This window comes from Candidatus Harpocratesius sp. (assembly GCF_054039255.1).
This window is the reverse complement of the sequence record NZ_JBPLBG010000037.1, coordinates 25956-46904: the sequence shown is the minus strand read 5'-3', so window position 1 is coordinate 46904 and position 20949 is coordinate 25956. Positions and strand designations below refer to the sequence as shown.

The window sequence follows — 20949 nt, the reverse complement described above, 5'->3', positions numbered from 1 at the left end:
CGATTGGATTGATATATCTAATGGTTCACTTATCATAATAATAAGGAAGAATGGAAATATTATAAATGCTTAACAATTATGATATATTAATTAGATTTTTGTCGAACATGGGAATTTAAAAATTCTCTAAAAATGAATTAAAAAAAAATAAATCAAGTTTTTAAATTAAGGACCACCCAATTATATCCCTTTTGTCATAGTTGAAATAAGATATCCACCAATTTGTATTGAGACAAATATGCCAATTTCAATACTTCCAGAGTTCATCACAGTGGTAGTAATATATGGAAGTAAAAATTCGATGTAAAACATGTTTAATCCATTCTAAAAGACGATTTTAAGCACTATATTAAAGTCAACGGTAAAAGATATTTCTCTTTTTTCTAATTTGGGCGATAGGTCTGGGATTCTATTATTTTTATTATTTTCCATTGATATAAATAAATGATTAGCTAATTTGAAATTTTGGTTGAAAAAAGTGTCAAATAAATTCAAAATCATGAAAATTTGTGTTCGAAAAAGTTGGAAAGTGCATGGCAATTTTAACGAGAAATCAAACTTTAAAGGTTTTATTACTTTTTCTAACCATATTTGAAAAAGAATAGAGCGTAAAGGGTGGGTCGTTCATACAGTATGAATCAATCGAAAAAAAAAATGGAATGTATTTTTTGCAATCTTCCGATAAACTTTTTAGATTTGTCCAGTAAGGCAAAGTTGAAGGATCAAAAAGTGTATAAGTGTGTCAACGGCCACTTAATTCATCATGATTGTTTAAAAAAGCGCTTATTAATTGCACAAACTTGTCAAATCTGCGGAGAACCATATTCATCTGAAATAATTCAAGTTTTAGATATCAAACCTATAAAAGTACCATTAAATTCAGCAGCTTCAAATAAAATATCATCAAATTTGGTCTCAACGAGTGCCTCAAATACTGAAAATAGAAATGAAATCCAAATGCTCGAGAAAATACAAGAGAATATTGGTGAATTAGGAAAACAATTAGTAGAAATCAAGCAACAAGAAAAAAAACTTAATAAAGATCTCACAATAATCAAAAAGCGCAAAACAACACTTGAACATGAACTTCAAACATTAAATGGAAAAGAAATTGCTCTCCGTATGCAATTGGAACAAATTCACAAGCAAATTAAAGCGGTTAATAAACAAATTAACGAATATGAACACATCATTCCTACATTAACGACATCAACTGGAAAATCTTCACAACAATTAATATCAAAACGTAAAGTAGCAGAACAAAGTAAGAATATTGTATCAAGTTCAGATCAATCAAAATTGTATTCAGATGTAGATAATGATATAAAAAAATTCGAAAAAAAGCGTAAAAAAGTTCGTACTAAATTAATGGGTCCTGGAATGGACGAATCTATTAATAAACGCGCCAATACAATGCGATCTTCTTTAAATTTTGCCAGTTCGATAGCAGAACAAGTGAATCAAAAAGGATTAAATAATGAGTTATTTTCAACCAACTCTCTGAATAATCATAAAAGTGCTAGTGAAGCAGATGTTTTTGATCCTGGTTTAGATGATGATTTTGATCCATTGAATTTTGCTGAAACAGTCACCAGACGGGCGAAACGGAAACAACATGAGACGAATAAAAAAGAACATATTCCTTTTCAAGATATTACTGCAAAAACAGCAAAAGAAATTCCTGGAAAAATCATTCGTCCTTCCTTTATTGATACAGCGGATATCGCTTCTGAAATTCAGAAACCAACTCCAAAAAAGCAAACCTCATTAAAATCAGTTCGCACTTCATCCCAGATACTAAAAAATAGATCTAAAACACAAAGTAAATTTATAGCTCCTGAAAAAAAGCTAATGAAACCACGTCCAAAGGTTGCTTCATTGAAAAGTCTACATCCTATTTCTTCAACAGAAGTATCAAAATCTACTTCAAGTAAAATTCCAAAACCTTCTCAATCTTTTTCTTCTTCTAAGTCTAGTTCTTCTCTTACATCGCAAAAATCGATCTCACAGGCGAAATCAGATAAAAAGGGTCCACTTTGTGTTATTTGTCATGCTCCAATCATAGAACAAGATCTTGGAGAATCTGAAAATAATTTTGATGATGAATTAATAAACTGTCCAAATGATCATCCAGTTCACCGTGGTTGCTTGAAAATGTGGATTGTGCACAGTAATCTCTGTCCATTATGCCATGAACAGTATAGCGAAGAAGTTGTTGCAAGTTTTGATAGTTTTAAGAAAGAATTTGAAGATCAAAAGCAAACAGAAAAAGAACAAGCTGAAAGGGAACGGTTAAAACGTGAACGTGAAGAACTCTTAAAAGAGATCAATCCAGAATTTACGAAAAAATACAACGAAGCCGATAAATTGATGAAAGTTAAGGAATTTAATAAAGCACTTAAAATATTTTGGGAGATTATAGATAATGAATATTTTCCTCTAAAAGACCAGCGCATGTTACGAACAACCTTAAACATCGGTTTAATTTATTACAAACAAGGTAAACACGCTCAAGCGATCAAACAATTCATGAAAATTGTAAAGATTGATTTTAATTATCCTCTCGCTTTCTACTTTTTAGGATTGTGCTATGATCAAATGGGTTTTGCTGATAAAACTAAGTGGGCTTTTGAAAGAGCTTTGAAAAATACTCAAGCTTTGGCTGTTGATAACCCAAAATATAGTAAATTTGTTAAGGATATAGAGCATCGATTGCAAAGACTTCCAATATAGAATTAAATAAATACAATTCGATTATTCAAGATTGAATTATAATAAAGATGAAAGTTATTAAAAAATTACAAAATCGGACCATGAAATTCGAATCCTATAAAAAATGTTTGAAGAACAAGATAAATTTAAATCATTTTTAATAAATATCTTGATAATTTCCGAGTAATTGGGCCAGATGCGTAGAATTATTTTTTTATACTCGCTTTTTTGATCAATAATTGCATTGATTTTACATATGAAAGAAAATTCTTTTTTCTTTTCATCTATATTAATAGATGATTCATTTTCCATGTAACTTGAAGATTTTGATTCAAAATCAGGAAGAAGTTCAAGAGAATAGATATTTAATGGAAGTTCAATTCCTGTAGGTGATTTTGATTTTAATGATTTTTCATAAATAATAATGCTTCCTAAATTAGTTTTAAGGATAACAGAATCACTTTGTTTGATGATTTCTATAATAGGCCAGATATTTTCTTTTCCTAAAATCTTGGCGACTTGATAATTTTTTGGATGACTATATACATCTGGAGTATGTCCAATCTGCTGAATTTTACCATCAAAAAGAACCGCAATTCTGTCAGCAAGCAATCTTGCTTCCTCATGATTATGGGTCACATAAATAATCGTAGTATTCGTTTCTTGTTGAATCAAACGAATCATTAAAGCCAATTCTTCTCTACCTGTTGCATCAATGCTACTTAATGGTTCATCAAGTAATAAAAACTGAGGTTCAATAACCAAAGCCCGTGCAAGAGCCACTCGTTGTTGTTGACCGCCGCTTAATTCATCAGGAAATCTATCTTCAAATTCAATTAACTGTGTTAGTGCTAATGCTTGTTTGTAGCGCCGATCTGGTTGAGTTAAAGACTTGTTTACTCTCAAACCAAACATAATATTTTCTTTTACTGTCATATGTGGGAATAAAACTTGAGCTTGAGGAACATAACCCATTTTTCTTTTTTGGGGAGGAAGAAAAGTAATATCTCGTTCATTTAAGCGAACTGTTCCTTCATCTGGAGTTAATATTCCTAAAAGAATTTTCAGTAATGATGTTTTTCCACATCCACTTTGGCCTAAAAAAACAATTATTTCCCCTTCATTAATTGTCAGATTCAAGCCATCTATAATGAATTCTTTTTGATATTTCAAACGAAGATTAATAATTTCCAGTTTTTTCATTAAATTTTCACTTCAAAATGATTCATCATTCTATATTTTCGAATTTTTCAGTTTTCAATTTTTCATATAAATTTCGAATAAATTATATACGAAAGCGTGTTTCTCCTAAATGTTGAATTAATATAAAAGATAAGAATGTTATTACAATAAGTATTGCAGCCATACTGGCAGTAAGTTGAATATTTCTCGTATACATTAATTTTGAAATTGCTATGGAAAGTGTACTGAATTTACCACGAGCCAGAAAATTAGTTGCACCAAATTCTCCAATGCTAATTGCAAAACTAAAAAGTCCGCCAATAAATAGACTACGTTTAATTAGGGGAAATTCTATTTTTCGAAAAATTTCCCAATTTGATGCACCTAAAGTTGAAGCAACATTAAGTAATTCAGTATCAATTCGATTATAAGCATTGATTACGGTGCGGGTTGCAAAAGGAACTCCAATAAGGATATGAGCTGCAATAATTAGCATCCACGGATATTTTACATAAAGGATACTATCTTTAAATTGGAGAAAAAGACCAAGAGCGAGTGTAATTGTGGAAGTTGCCATGGGAAGTATGATGAATAATGCTAAAATTGTATCAATTGATGAATACTTATATTGAGAAATAGAACGATAACGTCGTCGATAGATAAGCAATATAGCAAAAGTAAAAATTAGAGTTATAATCATCGTTATAAGCGCAAATAATAGAGTATTAATAAGTAATCGAAAAATTGAAGCACCCAATAAAGGATCATAAGAAGAAGAAAATAATAAAGAAAATCCTGTAAAAATAGAATTTGATTCTCTTATAGGGGTAAATGCGGTGATTATTACAGCAATTAATGGTAGTAACTCGAAAATCAAGATAATACATAAAAAGAAAATTCTTCCAATTAACTTCATTTTTTGAACTTTAGATAAGTTATAAAAAATAAGCTGCTTATATTCAAAGGTGCTTTTAACGTTAGAATTTGTTCTTATTTTACTACGATCCAATTGAAGATAAGTTAGAATAAGTAATATATTAATCATTAATTGTGTGATCGCCAAAATTGTTCCAGAGCGATAATCAAATGAAACCTGTATAAGTTTATAAATTCTAACTTCCAATGTTTGTAATTGAGCATTTCCTAAATATAAAACAATTGCGAAACTATTAAAAGAATAAATCAAAACAAGTAACGCAGAAGAGATTAAAGAAGATCTTATCTGTGGAAATATAATTTTCCAAAAAATTTTCCATTGTGAAGCTCCAATTGAACGAGCTACATCAACTTGATCATAATTAAGTTGTTGCCATGCAGGAATCATGAATTGAACTACGACTGAAATATTATAAAATACATGAGCGAGAATAATTCCTACATAACTACCATAAATTGAAAAAAGTCCTTGTGTTCCGTTAGAAATTTCTTTCCACAAAGAATTTATCCAGCCACCATCACCATAAACTATTACAAAACCAATTAAAACCACAATAGGAGGAAGAACAAAAGGAATAGTCATAATTTGTAAAAGAAATTTTCTACCTTTGAAATTATATTTAGCAATGAAGATTGCAACTGGAATTCCTAAAATTAAGCAAAAAAAAGTAGTAATTAGCGATTCAATTAAGCTGAATTGAAGTGCTCGGAAATTTAATGAATAACTGAGAATTTCTCCAAAGGATTTGCTTGATTCAAAAGGGTCTAAAGAAAAAGCAAAATGAAATACTGTTCCTAAAGGAAAATAAAAAAATACAAGAAAAAATGAGACCAAAACAAGTAAACATATAAGAATCACTCCAAAAGGGGTAAAGATTCCAAATTTCTTCTTTAATTTGTTTTTTTCTGTTTGGTCTGTAATCATATACGTTCATTCCACATGATTAGGTGCAAGAAGCATTCTTTCCAAATTGGAAGATTTTTCGCTGCTGTAAAAGTAAAATTACCCCAAGACTAAAACTTATTGCGAAAATAAATAGAAAAGGGTTCTGAAAACCTGAAATGTTAGGAGATTTCATTACAATTGTTTCTTCCCAATCTTGTTTCCATTTAGCAAGATTTGATTCCAACATTGAAGGAGCTATCAAATTATTTAGAATATTTACATCATCTGGATTAATTGCAGCATTATTAAAGCAAGAAGAAATTTGAACATGTTGATTTGCAGGATACATCCAATTATTTTCTGCAATTTGACTTTGCAATTCTTCTCCGAGAAACCAATCAATAAAGTGTTGACCTTCAATTGTATGCGAAGCGCCATTAACCAAACCAATTCCTTCAATCTGTAACCACGCATTTGCTGTACCATTCTCATGAGACAAAAATGCTTTTAGATTATCTCCCCATCCTTGGCAAACAGTATAGGCAGGGCTTGTACCATAAGATACCATTATTGGTCGATTTTCATTTGGTTCATAATAAATATCAAATGCAGCTCCCCAACTATTTGCAATCCGAAGATCTTCAGCTGCACTCTTCCACCAATTTCGCCAATCGTTACCCAGTATCCCAGTAAAATTTATTGATGGGTCTCCAAATACAGCAATTGTCCATAAAAGAAATCCTAATCCGGGAGAGCTTAGTGTGGGATCTTCAACAACAATCTTATTTGCTAAATCCAAATCTAAAATTTCATTCAACGTTAGATTTTCAAGATCTGGAACTGTTGTTGTATTAATTCTCAACTGATCGTAATTGAAAGCAATTATTCCGTAATCATATGGTAAAAGATAATGTTCAGGATCTAAATTGCTAATCAATGATGAAGATAAATTCTCTACTAATGGTGAAGAATAAGGACTTAAAAGATTATATCTTTTTGCTTCAAAAATTAAACTGTTGTCCAGTCCAATCACCACATCGGCAACAGGAGAGTCTTTTTCTCCCAATAATCGTGTAATTAAACTATTTGCATCTTCTAAGGCCACTACTTTAATCTGATCTTTAGGAATTCCAGAATAATTAGAATAACCTCCGATGAAATCATAACCTGGATCCGCAAGTAAAGATTCATATGTATAGATTGTCAATTTAGGTTCTGACTCAACAGCTCGAATTGAATGTGGAAAGGCAAATATTCCAAAAAAAAGACAGAAAAGAAGTATAACTTCAAAAACTCGATTTTTTTTCATGATTTTGAACTTCATTTTACTCATGTAAATTGGAGAAACAAATATATAAAAATTTTTTACTTTTTGGTTCTATAGCCCATTATTTTCCCGCAAAACACCGTTTCTGAGGAATATTTTTAATAAATTTTGTTTGAGTTAACTTTTTTTACTAAAGGCACGTATTTTTGATTATGAATTATGGCTATCTACAAAAAAAAACTGCACTTCTTATTTCTGGGAGCCCTCAATTTGACATTAAAGCTTTAAAAATAATTCCAGAAATCATTCTTAAACATTCTTTTATTATTGCAATCGATAAAGGATTAGAATTTGCATGGGAAAATCATATTTCTCCTGATTTGATTATTGGAGATTTTGATTCTGTCGATCCTGTTCTTTTGAACTCATTCTCTAAAACAAAAAAAAAATCATTTCCATCAAAAAAAAATAGATCAGATACAGAAATTGCACTGGATTTTTCAATAGAGAAAAAATTTGAACTAATTTTAGGAATCAATATGATAGGAGGACGATTAGATCACGATCTTTTTAATAGGCTCTTATTATTTAAAGCACCTGAGATATTTTGGTTAATTAGTGCAAATGGATCTCTAAGGGCTTTGTCTCCTTTGAAGAAATATAAAATACCTGTCAAAAAAGGAAAAATCTTTTCTCTTATTCCATTTTCTGAGTGTTATAATGTTAATCTTTCTGGATGTGAGTATCCTCTACAAAACCAAACTTTACAGCAATCTTCATTAACTTTAAGTAATGTAAGTAATGGAAATATACAGATATTCTTTGATTCAGGCAATCTCCTGCTTTTTGTTGAAGATTTATCCGTTATTTGGAAAGAACTCGAATAGAAAGTAAGATTGCTAATTACCAGCCTCCAAATGCTTTTAGATTTGTTAAATTCTATTAATAATTAGAAATATTTATTCTGTATAAGGTTATATTTTAATACAAATAAATCATCCAAATCTTGATTACTCATTTAAGGTAAGTATTATGGCAACAAATTCAAATTTAAATAATTATAAATACGAAAAAAAAATGGATAGCGGTAGAGATTGTTCAAATTCAGAATATAATGAAACTAAAGATTCTTTTGAAGAAATTCCATTAAAAGATTATTTAAAAGCAAAAGGGAAAAAATTCAAAATTCAAGTAAAAGAGAAATCAAAGGCCATCAAAAAAAAATCGAAAAAATTATCGAAGCAAATTAAAGAACAAGCAAAAACCACTGCTATGAGAATAAAAGAGCTTTCTATTGAAACAAAAGAAAAAATTCAGAAAAAACACAAAGAATGGAAAGAAAAAGAAAGAATACATAAGCAATCACAAATGGAAAATGAAACAACTTTCGCCTCTACTAGGGAAAAATCTAAAACATCTCGTGATTCCCCTCGATTTTGTCCATCATGTGGGCATGAAGTGACTCAAGGAGGAAAATTTTGTCCTAACTGCGGTAATTCTTATTGATCCTTAATAATTTATCAATTTTATAATTTGAATTCTAAATTAAAATATTTTCTTCATTTATAGAACTACTTAAGAATTTTTAGATTTTTGAATAATTTCCTCACAGTTGGTGTAAGTTCATAGTTTGGTAATTCTTTGAAATGAACAAAACGCGCATCAATTACATCTGATTGAGGAATTAACTGAGGTGGTTCTTGAAAGGATTCAGCATTTGGTATTATCATCCAATAATCACAAAGGACATAATGATATTCAATTTTTCCAGTTGAATCATAATCAATTTTATCAATCACTGAAGCCAATTTTCCAACTTCAAGTAATAAACCTGTTTCTTCTATGCATTCGCGTAAAGCACCATCTGAGGCGCGTTCACCTAATTTTAAATGTCCTCCAGGAATAGCCCATTTTCCTTGATTCGGATTATATTTTCTTTTTATTATTACGACATAATCCTTCCAGCAAATTATACCTCCAACACCTACGTGAGGTCGAACAGGATAATGTCGAAGATCGAAGTTTAGCTTTTGCTCAGATGTAAATCTTTCCTTTTTTCTTTTAACCATACAAAAAATAATATTTTAATAGAATAATTTCTTTTGATATTTTATTTATTCTATATGGATTTAATATTCCATGAAAATTTAGTTAAAGTTATACTGATCACATAGAATACCCAGAATTAATAAAAAAGGGAATATTTGAAAGAATTAGGAAATCAGAAAAAATTCGTATAGATCTTTGGAGATATTTAAAAATTATTATTTTTTTCAATTGTTAGTTCAAGAAATTAAAAAATTTGAAAATTTGGAATTTCTTTTCAATCTTTTGTGAAAAGTTATTAAATTCAATGTACTTGCTCTTATTGAAGAATTCGGTGTTTACAATCTCTCCAAAGTTTATAAAAATAATAAAAATATTCTGAAATTTCCAAGGGATCTCCAAAAATAACAAAATAATCTTTAATGATACTCATTTGTATATAAATGGGAAAAAGTTCAAATACTCTGAGATCATAACCATCTCGATAAAAATTTAAAACATCTATTTGAATTTGTATATTAACATCAATATCACGGCTTCGTGTTATAATGGCAATATCATAATCTGATTGAGGGCGTGTACTACCAGTTACTTGCGAACCATACAACACAACCTCAAATTTATTTTTTAAACCACTTAATTCTTTTCTAATTTGCTCAATTGTCTTCAAGTGTTTCTAAAACCTCTTCAATTTTTTCGATCCATTCATTTAAATTTGTTTTTAATAAATTTAGAGTCTTAGATATTAATTCTTTTTGAATTCCATTATATTGGTGAACAATTACATTGCGTAATCCATTAGCTTTAATTAGATTATTGGCCATTTCAGATTTCCATCTCAAATGTTTAACTAAATTTTCAATATTAGTTCGATCATCAGAAATTATAATTCCTAAATCTTTTACAAGCATTGCAGCTAAATCAACAGTACTTTCGATTGCGACTTGGATAGAATATAAAATTCCACGATTGATAATTTCATCTTCGCCAAAATCTTGAAAGTAGGTTAACGATTCTTTCACATAATAGATTTTATCTTTATACCTTTTTCTTCGCAATATATTCATATATATCGTACTAAGATAAGTAATTACTAAAAAAATTTATTGAAAAATTACAAATATGGTAATTCTAGCAAGTAAGGATTAGTGTAAATTGATTTCGCTATATTATTCAAATCAAATTTCGAAATTCATCTAAAAAGTATATGAATTAAAGTGAACAATTTTTATAGAAAGCGTAAAATTGTTTATATAAGATTAATATTCAAATTTTCAAATGAATTATTATTTAATGTATCATTTTGAATAGAAAATAATACAAAATACTGTCATTTGTAAAAATCTTCCTATTAAAACCTTTAGAGTGGAAATATCAGAAATTTTATTTTTTTTGCTTCGTTATCATACTTAAAAAAATTTCTTTCACTAATTTTGAAAAAGTGTGAGAAAAGAAAAAAAATGTGAAAATGATATGGCCGAAAAAATGGTTTATATGTTTGATGAAATTGATCCAAATCAATTTGGGTCAACAGCCGAATTAAAGGAATTTTTCGGCGGAAAGGGTGCAGGATTAGCCAATATGACTGCGCTTGGATTGCCAATTCCCTATGGATTTAATATTCCATGCAAATTTAGTTTATATTATGCCAATCATAAAGAATGGCCGGAAGGATTAAAAGAACAAATTATTGAAAGTATAAAGAAGTTGGAAAACAAAAGTGGATATATTTTTGGAGATATTCAAAAACCATTATTACTTTCGGTCCGTAGTGGAGCACCTATCAGTATGCCAGGTATGATGGATACTGTTCTAAATTTAGGTATGTCACAAGAAATTGCAGAACAAATGTCTAAATCTAACGAACGATTTGCTTGGGATTCATGGCGCCGTTTTGTTATGTCTTATTCTGATATTGTTAAAGGTACGGGTCGTGAACCTTATGATCTCATTATGGAAGATTATAAGGAGAAAAAGGGAAAAAAACTCGATATTGAATTAGATGCCTCAGAAATGCAAGAATTAGGTGAGTTGTATTTAGTTGAATATGAGAAATTAATTGGAGAAAAATTCCCTATGGATCCTTGGATTCAGTTATTTGGAGCAATTAATGCAGTATTTCAATCATGGGATAGCGAACGGGCTGTAGCTTATCGAAAAATGAATAAAATTCCAAATTATGGAACTGCAGTAAATGTAATGCGAATGGTTTTTGGAAATCAAAATGATAATTCAGGAACTGGAGTTCTTTTTACCCGATCTCCAATGGATGGGGAGAAAAAAGTTATGGGGGAATATTTAGTTAATGCCCAAGGAGAAGATGTTGTTGCAGGTGTTCGAACTCCAATTAGTTTAGATGAATTGAAACAAGATCATCCTGAAATTGTTGCTCAAATTTATGAATTAGCTCATAAATTAGAAGATCATTACAAAGATATGCAAGATTGCGAATTTACTGTAGAAAATGGTAAGTTATACTTTTTACAAACGCGTACTGGAAAGCGTACAGCTTCAGCAGCAGTTAAAATTGCTATTGATATGTTAGATGAAGGTTATATTGATGAGAAAACCGCAATTTTACGCGTTTTACCCTCAAAAATCGAAGAATTGCTTCATAAACGTATTTCCCCTAATGAACGAAAAGCTCCTATAGTAAAAGGTTTTAATGCTTCACCTGGTGCTGTTTCTGGAAAAGCTATTTTTGATGTGCATCGAGCAATTGAAGCTAAAAAAGCTGGTGAAAAAATTATTTTAGTTCGTAAGGAAACTAAACCTGAAGATTTTCCTGGAATGGTAGCATCTGTTGGAATTTTAACTTCTCGAGGTGGGAAAACATGCCATGCTGCAGTTGTTGCTCGTGGAATTGGTCTTCCTGCTGTTGTTGGAGCTGGAGATTTGGAAATTGATGAAGAAGCTGGAATTGCCAAAGTGAGTGGTCAAATTTCTTTCAAAGAAGGAGATATTATTTCTATTGATGGTTTAAATGGTAATGTTTATGTTGGTGAAGTAGAGGTTGTGGATCCAGAAATAACTGGTGCTTTCCAACGATATTTGGATTTATGCGATAAATATCGAATTTTAGGTGTTCGTACAAATGCAGACACTCCTCAAATGGCTATGGATGCTGTGCGAAATGGTGCAGAAGGAATTGGCTTGTGTCGAACAGAGCGAATGTTTAATGCACAAGATCGTTTGCCAAAAGTCGTGAAAATGATTGTTGCTGAGGATTTAGAGGGGCGGGAAGAAGCCTTAAAGGAATTAGAACCCTTGCAAAGTAGTGATTTTTATGAGATTTTCAAAGTGATGAATGGAAAACCAGTCACAATTCGTTTACTCGATCCTCCTCTTCATGAATTTTTACCAGACTATAAAACAATGTTGGTTGAATTTACCGAATTACGTGTAAAAGGAGATAAAGGTGAACGTTTCAAAGAATTGGAGTTTATGATTCGAAAATATGAAGAATTGAAAGAAGAAAACGCTATGTTAGGGCATCGAGGTGTTCGATTAGGAAATACAAATCCTGAAATTTACGAAATGCAAGTACGTGCCTTGATGACAGCACTAATCCAAGCTCAAAATGAAGGTATTGATGTACATTTAGAAATAATGCTTCCCTTAGTTTCTCATGTAAATGAATTTATTCGATTGAAATCCATTTTAAAGCCTTTAGCTGAACAAATTATAACTGAAGCTAATTTTACACCTAAAAATCCAATAAAATGGGGGACTATGATTGAAATTCCTCGTGCAGCATTAACTGCTGAAGAAATTGCTAAGGAAGCAGAATTCTTCTCTTTTGGAACCAATGATTTAACTCAAATGACCTTTGGATTCAGCAGAGATGATGTAGAAGCTAAATTTTTGCAGAAATATATTGATGAAATTAATCCTCCTATCATGAAAGAAAATCCATTTGAGCATATTGATGTGAAAGGTGTTGGAAAACTTGTGAAAATGTGCGTGGAAGATGGAAGAAAAGGTAGAGCTGAATCTCACAACGGTGAACATTTAAAAGTTGGAATATGTGGTGAAGTCGGAGGCGATCCTGATACAATTATGTTCCTGCAGACCGTTGATTTGGATTATGTAAGCTGCAGTCCATTCCGTGTTCCTGTGGCTCGAGTTGCTGCCGCACATGCAGCAATTAAATATCAAAAGCAAGAATAAGAGCTTTTAACCATTTAATATTTTAATTTTTTATTTTTTTTCTTGAGTTATCGAGGAATAAGGAATAGTCTTGATAAATAGATAACTCACTTATTAAGAGTTAAGTAAATCAACAGAAAATTTTTGTAAGATCCTACTAATTTCAATTCATGCAAAAAACTAATGTGCAAGATCCCGCTAAATTATCTATAGATGAACGCTTAGCTCTATTAATTTCTGTTGGGAAAGGTGGCGAGATTGTTGAAGATGAAGGACATTTACGATGGTTGTTAGAACATCGAGAACCTTATGAGATTATTGCATACGATGGATTTGAACCATCAGGGAAAATTCACATTGCACAAGGTCTCCTTCGAGCTATCAATATTAATAAATTTACTTCAGCAGGTGTAAAATTCGTTATGTTTGTAGCAGATTGGCATGCTGCTGCAAATCAGAAATTTGGTGGTAATTTAGATGTAATAAAGAAAGTAGGTGATTATTTTGTTGAAGTATGGAAAGCTTGTGGAATTAACCTAACTCATGTTGAATTTATATATGCGAGTGATTTAGTTAAAGATCCGAAATATTGGGAGTTAGTTTTAAAGATATCAATGAATACCAGTTTGAATAGGGTTTTAAGATGTACACAAATTATGGGTCGAAATTCAACAGATGCTCTCCAATCTTCTCAAATTTTATATCCATTAATGCAATGTGCGGATATTTTTACATTGAAAGCAGATATATGTCAACTAGGATTAGATCAGCGTAAAGTGAATATGCTGGCAAGAGAAGTGGCAAAAACATTGGGATATCATAAACCTGCAGCAATTCACCATCATATGTTAATGGGCTTAGGAAAGCCTCCAGAAAATAACTTGGATGAAGTAGATAAGAAAATAGCTCGTAAAATGAGTAAATCTGATCCTAATAGTGCAATTTTCATGCTAGACTCTCGCAAACAAATACAAAAGAAAATTGGAAAGGCATGGTGCCCACCAAAAGAAATTAAAGAAAATCCTGTGTTGGAATATTGTCAGTATATTATTTTCGAACGTTTTGATACATTTGAAGTAAAACGACCTGAAAAATATGGTGGAAATATCTCTTTTTCATCCTATAAGGAGTTAGAAAATGCTTATCATCAAGGAATTTTAAGTCCTATTGATCTTAAGAATACAGTGGTCGAATATTTAGATAAGCTGATTAACCCTGTTCGGGAATATTTCGAAACAAATCATGAGGCAAAGCAATTAGCGGAATTTGTTCAAAAAGAAATGGAAAAACAAGCCAGAAAAGGCAAAAAATAAAAAAACCCCTTTTTATTTATTTTTCAATCAAAAATAACATTTCCTAATTTTTTTCTTATTACTCAATTAAATTAAACTTGGATATAATGTATGTTCAATCATTCGAGCAATATCTGGATTATCTTCTGGATCAGTGATAAATCCATCTAAATGTCCTTCATAGTCGATCATAAGGACATCTGCTTCGGTATTATAAAATTTAAACACATTTCTTACTTTATATTCGCTAGTTTTTGACATTATTTCACACTACCAATTATTTATTTATATAAATAACTCTTTGAAAAAAAATATTTAAAGATTTTACAACCATTACGAAGATTAGATGTCGGAAGTTTCTAATTTCTGTAAATTATCGAGAACATAGAAAGAATGGGGGATTCTCAATTTCTTTTTTAATAAATTTTGAAATAATGAAAACAAGAGTTTTTATTAGATCAGAATCGATAACGAATCATGGTAAATGGCGATATCTCATCACATTTCTTACACAATTTTGTAAATCCAAAATCTATCGCAATTTTCGGTGCTAATGAAAAAATCCCAGAAAATATGGGTGCTTTTCAATTATTGACCCTAATTGATAATGGATATTCTGGTAAAATTTATCCAATTCATCCAAAATTGTCTTCCGTCTTTGGGAAAAATGCATATCGTTCAGTAAAAGAAGTTCCTGGTAAAATTGATCTAGCAGAAATTATCTTATCAAAACAACATGTCCCTCAAATTTTAAAGGATTTAGGAGAACATGATTGTCATAATGTGATTATTGTTTCTGCAGGATATCGGGAGCAAAATAACGTTCAAGGTCGAGAAGAGATTTTAGATATTGCAAAAAAATATGATATGCATATTTTAGGTCCAAATTGTATCGGAATTTTAAATACACATTGTCATTTTTCTAATGATCCACAAGAAACCTGTATTTTGAATACAACTGTGCAATCTTATAATCAAAAAGCAGGTAATGTTAGTATAATCAGTCAAAGTGGAACATTTGTCTCGCATGTTTTTATGGTACTCGAAGAACGTGATCTACATTTATCAAAAACCTTTTCTGTGGGTAATGAAGCAGATATTGATATTTGTGATTGCTTAAGTTATCTGGGGGATGATCCAGAAACAGATGTAATTTTGATATATATTGAAGAAATAAAAAGGGGACGTTTGTTTTTTAATTTAGCACGAAAAATTTCACTGAAGAAGCCCATTGTTTGTCTTTATGTTGGGGGAAGTGAAGGTGGTGCGAAAGCAGCTATGTCACATACTGGTTCTATTGGAGGTAATGATGCTGTATTTAATGGAATGATAAAACAAACAGGGATTATTAGAGTAAGTTCATTAGAAGAACTTGTTGATACTGCTATGATCTTTGCAAAGTTACTCCCTCAAAATGTTTTACCAAAAGGAAAGCGAATTGCGGTAGTTACAAATTCAGGAGGGCCTGGAGCAACAATGGCTGATAGGTGTTCTAGACTTGGTTTGGAAATTCCTGATTTTTCTCCAGAGTTACAAGCAAAACTTAAGAGATACATGCCTCCAACAGCACAAATTACTAATCCACTTGATTATACTTTCTCTTTAAATCCTGTATTTTTTTATCAATCGGTTCCTAAAATAATTGCAAAATCCAAAGAAGTTGATGCCATGCTTGTTTATGGCGCTCTTGGAGAGTCTTTCTTTAGTTATGAAGGTGTAGGGGCAGATGTTCTTCAATATACTAATAATAAGAAAAAAATGAAAGATTGGCTTTCTTTAAGTCGTGAAAGTATTAAATCTGCAAGAAGAATAATGAAGAAATATTCATTTCCAATAATTAATGTCAATTTCCTTGGAATTAAGGAGCCGATCTTTCAGTTTTTAAATTCTATTGGCTTTCCTTCTTTTAAAATGCCTCATCAAGCTGTTTTATCTCTGAATAATATGATCCAATATTATATTTGGATTTCTAATCAAAAAAACAAATAAAAAGCAATAATTTATTGATAAAAGAAATAATAAAAAGAAGAATGAGAAGAGGAAGAACAAAAAATTAATCATAATCTGCTTCAAATAAATCTTCAAAAGCAGCACGTTCTTCTTCTGAAATCGAAGGTTTTTTTTTAGTTTCTTCTACAATTGCTGTTTTAAGAATTTGTTTTTTTTCTTTTTTCTTGATTGCAGCTCCTTTTCTGTCAACTTTTTTGTATTGTTGCATTTTATCCTTCATTGGATATTCTTTATTACATATTCGGCAATAAAGTGTGTTTGTACGACGTTTAGGCAATAGTATATTTCCACAATCAGGACAGAATCCAAAACCGGATTTGATTGTTTTCTTTTTTGGTTTTGCTGTACTCATATTCATCACCTTTTGATTTTGCTATCACTAGAAGATGGTTAAAGTTTCTACATTCATATTTATCTGTTAAATTTATATGAACAATTAAAAGGGGTACATATTTTTAAAGGTTTAGTTTCAATTTCTTTACATTTTATGATTTTTCGACTATCATTTAAATGAATCTTTAAAAATGACAAGATTAATATTTATAGATCATTCATGTAATAATTTATATGTAATTTAATTCGTTTTAGGGTCTTCTGATCCTAGTGAAAAAGAAAATATTTAAGGTATTTATTGTAATTATAATTGTAGAGTGTCAATTATTTAGACGATTAAATTTATTATATGATCGATAAAAGCATTCATAGCAAACGTTGGTGCAAAAAACTTGGAAGAAGAAGCGCAGTTAAATTATTTATTACGAGAACTTATGCAAAAGATAGAAGGGTTGGGTAGTGCAGCGTTAGTATCACGGGAAGGTTTAATTGTATCGGCTGTATTGGAAGATGGAATCAGTGATATGCATATTGCCGCTATGTCTGCAATTATTTTATCGACCTGTGAGCGTGTATTAATGGAATTGAAAAAAGGAACGCTGGACATCTGTATCATCCAAGGTAGTGAAGGGAAATTTTTGGTTATGCAATGTGGAGAAGATTACATTATCGTTGGCGTATTAGACGCTGATGCACGAATGGATCTCGCCTTTGTTAATATGCGAGCTACAACTAATCGAATTATCGATATACTCGAAGAATAATTTTTTATTTTTATTTTATTAATGGCATATAATATGTTATTATTATTTCATCGAGTAACTTTTTTGAGAAAGACAAAATTAATTCTCATTTGTTCGATCTTTTTATTGATATTTTGAAATTATTAAGTTAAATAAAATAAATTAGTAATTTACCAATAGGCTTCTTTTTAAATAAAAATATAATATTTGATATATATTAGGAATGAAATTCTTCTCGCTCAAAATTTAATTTAATTTTCTAAAATTTTGAGTCGAATTTATTTATTTCTCAGTTAATGGAAAAGGTTATCGATTTATTATGCCAGCAAAAAAGAAAAAAACATCTAAATCAAAAGCAACTACAAAAGCAAAAAAGAGTACTGCAAAAAAAAGTACAAGAAAAAAGACTGGAGAGAAGAAAATTGAAGAAATCAATGAAGATGAACTTTTGGAAGAATTAATTAGTGATGATGATGAAATACTTGACAAAAAAAATAAAAAAAATTCTTCAAAATCTATAACTGAAGTTAATAATAATAATAATAATATAAAGAATTCTGAAATTGATGAAGAACTAGAAGAAGAAATATTAGATGCCGCCATGGATGGTTTATCTGAAATCAATTATGATATTAAAGATTTACCTGGTGTTGGTGCTACAATTGCTAAAAAACTGACAGATGCCGGATTTGGTACAGTTAATGCAATCGCAATCACTCCAGCAAAAATCCTAATTGAAGAAGGTGGGTTGGGGGAAAAAACAGCTCAAAAAATAATTAGTGCTGCTCGTGAAGCTTTAAATATTGGATTTAAAACTGCAGATATTGTTTGGGAACGTCGAAAATCACTTGCTCGAATTACCACAAATAGTAAAAGTTTAGATGAACTATTAGGTGGAAGTGGTGTCGAAACTGGGGGGATTACGGAATTTTATGGTGAATATCGGACAGGGAAGACACAAATAATGCACCAACTTTGTGTCAGTGTTCAAATGTCTCGTGAAGATGGTGGAATTAATGGAAAGGCATTATATATAGATACAGAAGGTACATTTCGACCAGAACGTTTAATTCAAATGGCAGAAGCTAAAGGATTAGATTATAAGAAAGTACTAAAAAATGTAATTTATGCTCGAGCTTATTCAAGTGATCATCAAATAATGCTAATAAAAGATGCTATGAAAATAATTGCAGAGAAAAACATCAAATTAATTATTGTAGATTCCTTAATTTCACATTTTAGAGCTGAATATATTGGACGTGGGACACTGGCAAATCGACAACAACTATTAAATTTACATATTCATGATCTTCTACGACTTGCTGAAATGTATCCAGATGTAGCGGTTGTGGTAACCAATCAAGTTCAAAGTAAACCAGATGTCTTTTTTGGTGATCCAACAAAGTCTACTGGGGGTAATGTAGTTGCTCATGGTGCTACTGTCCGAATTTACTTAAGAAAAGGAAAAGGAGATCAAAGGGTTGCAAAAATGATAGATTCCCCTAATTTGGCTGAAGGTGAAGCTGTTTTTCGATTAGCTGAAGAAGGCGTTTTAGATATTGAGTAAATTACTATTTTTTTAAATATACTTTTTTTAAATATGTTTATTTAAAGATACAAATAAAAAATATTGTAAAGGAATATAAAATAATTATAAAAAATTTTAAAAGTTTAATTCTGATTGCCAACGAGGTTGTAACTTCAATTTCCATGCTCTTTTTGCATATTCTTCTATCATCCGATGAGTATTAAAGTATGCAGATAATCTAATTGCATGTTTCATTCGTTCTGTCCATCCGTCTCTATTATTATAATAAAGTGGAATGATTTCTCGTTCAAGTTTGTGATAAAGATCATTTGCATCATAAGAATCAGGATATTTAGTTGCATTTGGATCTTGTGGGCCTGGACCAATCGCCCATCCAGCCATTGGATCTTTTTGATAACCCTCAATCCACCATCCATCCAATACACTAAAATTTAAAACTCCATTTAATGTTGCTTTCATTCCACTTGTTCCTGAAGCCTCCATATATCTACGTGGATTATTTAACCATACATCTACACCACTTACCAGTAAATGAGCAAGATCCATATCATATGCACCTAGAAAAACCAATCCTATACCATACGAATCATAAAGATAATCTGACATATCACTTATTTGTTTTATAAAATCTTTTCCTTGAGTATCTCTTGGATGAGCTTTTCCTGCAAAAATAAATTGAACTCGATTCTTACATATTTTCCCTAGTCTCTCAACATCATTAAAAATCAAGGTTGGTCTTTTATATTCTGTAATTCTTCGAGCAAATCCTATCGTCAATTTCTTTTCGTCTAATAAGACCCAACTATGAGACTTTTCATAATCCATTAAATCAATTTTTGCTTTCATATGCTGGTTCCATAATTCATAATTTCCGATATCCCATACATCTTGGAGTAAATTATAATCCATTGACCATCCAGGAATCTGTTCATCAAAGAGTTTTCTAAAATATGGATTTAACCAGAAGTTATTATGAATTCCATTAGTAATTCCATCAATCTCAAATCCAGGAAACATTTTACGAGATACAATTGCATGCTTTTGAGCAACTCCATTACAGTATCGTGAGCCATTTAATGCCAAAAGTGACATATTAAGCTGATCTTTACCACCTAAATCTCTAAAATTTGATGGAAGTCTATCTCGAAAGATATCTTTAATTAGTTCATAATCGAACCGATCATGACCAGCAGGGACAGGTGTATGAGTTGTAAAAATGCAGCGTTTTTTCACTTCTTCCAAATTTCCATGGTATTTATTTAATAATTCAAAAACTCCAAAAGCTGCATGTCCTTCATTCATATGGTATGTTTGGATTCCAGAAAAACCTAAAATTTCTAGCATTTTAATTCCACCTTGACCTAAAATCATTTCTTGAACAACACGCTGAAACGGAGTTGCATCATAAAGGATATGGGTGAAATTCTTTTGCCAATGCTCATTTCCTTCAATATTCGAATCTAATAGAACAACAGGAATCTCAAACCCAGTTTTTCCTCTTACTTTGTATAACCAACCTCCAATCTTAAATTTCTTGTCTTGAATATGCAATTCTACAATATTTGGTAGTTTTTCAAATTCAGAACTGAATTCCCATTGAATTTCACGTTCAATTTGGCGACCTTGAATTACTTCTTGAAAAAAGTATCCTTTATCATAACATAACGTGACTGCAACTAATGGTATTTCTAAATCTGCTGCTGATCGTAGGGTATCTCCTGCTAATACACCTAATCCGCCGCTGTATGTTGGAATGTCGCTCTCTAATGCAATTTCCATAGAAAAATAGGCAATTTTCCGGTCTTTATTTTCTAATTCAAACATATTGAATATATTAATCAAAG

Annotated in this window: 18 protein-coding genes; 8 read left to right on the top strand and 10 right to left on the bottom strand. The window is 30.7% G+C overall.

All coding sequences use genetic code 11. The features are described 5' to 3' along the window. Positions 1–180: 180 nt before the first annotated feature. Complete coding sequence (locus ACXLDF_RS09465) at positions 181–312, bottom strand: hypothetical protein (RefSeq protein WP_457558276.1); 132 nt, start codon at positions 310–312, stop codon at positions 181–183. A gap of 321 nt (positions 313–633) precedes the next feature. Between ACXLDF_RS09465 and ACXLDF_RS09460 the strand changes: the two genes are divergently transcribed. After that, positions 634–2733 carry a hypothetical protein gene (locus ACXLDF_RS09460; protein WP_457558275.1) on the top strand — a complete coding sequence of 700 codons (2100 nt, stop codon included), beginning with the start codon at positions 634–636 and terminating at the stop codon, positions 2731–2733. Between the two features lie 57 nt (positions 2734–2790). On the opposite strand, the gene ACXLDF_RS09455 is transcribed toward ACXLDF_RS09460, so the two are convergent. The 3 genes from ACXLDF_RS09455 to ACXLDF_RS09445 all read right to left on the bottom strand — a co-directional run bounded on the left by ACXLDF_RS09455 (position 2791) and on the right by ACXLDF_RS09445 (position 7049). After that, a complete protein-coding gene (locus tag ACXLDF_RS09455; RefSeq protein WP_457558274.1) occupies positions 2791–3915 on the bottom strand; it encodes an ABC transporter ATP-binding protein in 1125 nt (374 codons plus the stop codon). 82 nt (positions 3916–3997) lie between these two features. Next, positions 3998–5755: an ABC transporter permease gene (locus tag ACXLDF_RS09450; RefSeq protein ID WP_457558273.1), complete on the bottom strand. Its 1758-nt coding sequence runs from the start codon at positions 5753–5755 to the stop codon at positions 3998–4000. 19 nt (positions 5756–5774) lie between these two features. Then, a complete protein-coding gene (locus ACXLDF_RS09445; protein ID WP_457558272.1) occupies positions 5775–7049 on the bottom strand; it encodes a thiamine ABC transporter substrate-binding protein in 1275 nt (424 codons plus the stop codon). Positions 7050–7195: 146 nt separating this feature from the next. Here ACXLDF_RS09445 and ACXLDF_RS09440 point away from each other — a divergent pair, with 146 nt between their 5' ends. Next, the gene (locus ACXLDF_RS09440) at positions 7196–7870 is read left to right on the top strand and encodes a thiamine diphosphokinase (protein ID WP_457558271.1); all 675 of its coding nucleotides are present in this window, start codon (positions 7196–7198) and stop codon (positions 7868–7870) included. A gap of 145 nt (positions 7871–8015) precedes the next feature. Continuing rightward, a complete protein-coding gene (locus ACXLDF_RS09435) occupies positions 8016–8489 on the top strand; it encodes a zinc ribbon domain-containing protein (RefSeq protein ID WP_457558270.1) in 474 nt (157 codons plus the stop codon). A 65-nt stretch (positions 8490–8554) separates the two neighbouring features. Here the strand turns inward: ACXLDF_RS09435 and ACXLDF_RS09430 are convergent, their stop codons facing one another. From ACXLDF_RS09430 to ACXLDF_RS09420, 3 genes are all read right to left on the bottom strand, one after another. Further along, positions 8555–9052, bottom strand: a complete 498-nt coding sequence (locus ACXLDF_RS09430; RefSeq protein ID WP_457558269.1) for an NUDIX hydrolase — start codon at positions 9050–9052, stop codon at positions 8555–8557. 296 nt (positions 9053–9348) lie between these two features. After that, positions 9349–9699 carry a nucleotidyltransferase domain-containing protein gene (locus tag ACXLDF_RS09425; protein ID WP_457558268.1) on the bottom strand — a complete coding sequence of 117 codons (351 nt, stop codon included), beginning with the start codon at positions 9697–9699 and terminating at the stop codon, positions 9349–9351. After that, positions 9686–10096 carry a DUF86 domain-containing protein gene (locus ACXLDF_RS09420; protein ID WP_457558267.1) on the bottom strand — a complete coding sequence of 137 codons (411 nt, stop codon included), beginning with the start codon at positions 10094–10096 and terminating at the stop codon, positions 9686–9688. The genes ACXLDF_RS09425 and ACXLDF_RS09420 overlap by 14 nt, the downstream gene beginning before the upstream one ends. A 406-nt stretch (positions 10097–10502) precedes the next feature. Between ACXLDF_RS09420 and ppdK the strand changes: the two genes are divergently transcribed. Continuing rightward, a complete protein-coding gene (gene ppdK, locus ACXLDF_RS09415; RefSeq protein ID WP_457558266.1) occupies positions 10503–13199 on the top strand; it encodes a pyruvate, phosphate dikinase in 2697 nt (898 codons plus the stop codon). A gap of 149 nt (positions 13200–13348) precedes the next feature. Continuing rightward, positions 13349–14491 (top strand): tyrosine--tRNA ligase, encoded by a 1143-nt coding sequence (locus tag ACXLDF_RS09410; protein WP_457558265.1) that lies wholly within the window; start codon positions 13349–13351, stop codon positions 14489–14491. Between the two features lie 66 nt (positions 14492–14557). Here the strand turns inward: ACXLDF_RS09410 and ACXLDF_RS09405 are convergent, their stop codons facing one another. Further along, entirely contained in the window at positions 14558–14731 is a 174-nt protein-coding gene (locus tag ACXLDF_RS09405) for a hypothetical protein (RefSeq protein WP_457558264.1), read from the bottom strand. Positions 14732–14947: 216 nt separating this feature from the next. On the opposite strand from ACXLDF_RS09405, the gene ACXLDF_RS09400 reads away from it, so the two are divergent. After that, complete coding sequence (locus ACXLDF_RS09400) at positions 14948–16459, top strand: acetate--CoA ligase family protein (protein WP_457558263.1); 1512 nt, start codon at positions 14948–14950, stop codon at positions 16457–16459. Between the two features lie 64 nt (positions 16460–16523). Here ACXLDF_RS09400 and ACXLDF_RS09395 read toward each other — a convergent pair whose 3' ends face one another. After that, positions 16524–16832, bottom strand: a complete 309-nt coding sequence (locus tag ACXLDF_RS09395; protein ID WP_457558262.1) for a hypothetical protein — start codon at positions 16830–16832, stop codon at positions 16524–16526. 373 nt (positions 16833–17205) lie between these two features. Here ACXLDF_RS09395 and ACXLDF_RS09390 point away from each other — a divergent pair, with 373 nt between their 5' ends. Both ACXLDF_RS09390 and radA read left to right on the top strand, forming a co-directional pair. Further along, positions 17206–17577: a roadblock/LC7 domain-containing protein gene (locus tag ACXLDF_RS09390; RefSeq protein ID WP_457558261.1), complete on the top strand. Its 372-nt coding sequence runs from the start codon at positions 17206–17208 to the stop codon at positions 17575–17577. Positions 17578–17875: 298 nt separating this feature from the next. Beyond that, on the top strand, positions 17876–19123 hold the full coding sequence (radA, locus tag ACXLDF_RS09385; RefSeq protein WP_457558260.1) for a DNA repair and recombination protein RadA: 1248 nt from the start codon (positions 17876–17878) through the stop codon (positions 19121–19123). A 96-nt stretch (positions 19124–19219) separates the two neighbouring features. Here the strand turns inward: radA and glgP are convergent, their stop codons facing one another. After that, on the bottom strand, positions 19220–20929 hold the full coding sequence (gene glgP, locus ACXLDF_RS09380) for an alpha-glucan family phosphorylase (RefSeq protein WP_457558259.1): 1710 nt from the start codon (positions 20927–20929) through the stop codon (positions 19220–19222). Positions 20930–20949 lie beyond the last annotated feature (20 nt).